The sequence below is a fragment of the Bartonella sp. CB10SXKL genome, from assembly GCF_042195515.1.
Taxonomy (GTDB): Bacteria; Pseudomonadota; Alphaproteobacteria; order Rhizobiales; family Rhizobiaceae; genus Bartonella.
On record NZ_JBHION010000125.1, the window covers coordinates 1 to 585 of the forward strand.

General features: G+C 39.1%; 1 protein-coding gene. It reads left to right on the top strand.

The window, feature by feature from the left end; genetic code table 11:
* A partial coding sequence (locus ACFIK3_RS09790) for a phage antirepressor KilAC domain-containing protein (protein WP_375676643.1) occupies nucleotides 1-585 on the top strand: 585 nt, incomplete at both ends.

Below are 585 nucleotides of genomic sequence, written 5' to 3' on the forward strand. Positions count from 1 at the left end.
TAAAAACACAAGATTTGCGGTCCCCAAAATTGGGGAGCGCAAAATCTAGAGCTGTTACAGCTATAGACTATCACCTCACATTAGACATGGCAAAAGAGCTCGCCATGGTAGAGCGTAATGAAAAAGGTAAACAAGCCCGTCAATATTTTATTGAATGTGAACGGCGTGCAAAGAAACCTTTAGACCTTGCAAATGCTTTAGAAGATCCTCTCTTTGTTAAGAAACTTCTTTTAGAAAGCGTCACACAATTAGAGACCTTAAAAAGTGAAGTGAGTATCCTTAAACCAAAAGCAGCTGCTCTTGAAAGTTTGCAACGTCACAACGGACTCTTCGGTCTTACAGAAGCCGCTAAAATACTTGAGATGCAACCAAAACAATTCATTCTCTTCTTACAGCAAAAAGGGTGGATTTATAGACGTGCAGCAGGTGGAAATTTGCTTCCTTATCAAGACAAAATCCAAAAGAAACTTATGGATTGCCCAACCATTACACTTAAAACCGCAAATGGAATAGAAAAAGTCATTCCTTGCGCAAAAATCACAGCAAAAGGAATTGGTGTGCTGTCTCAAGAGCTTAAAAGACAAA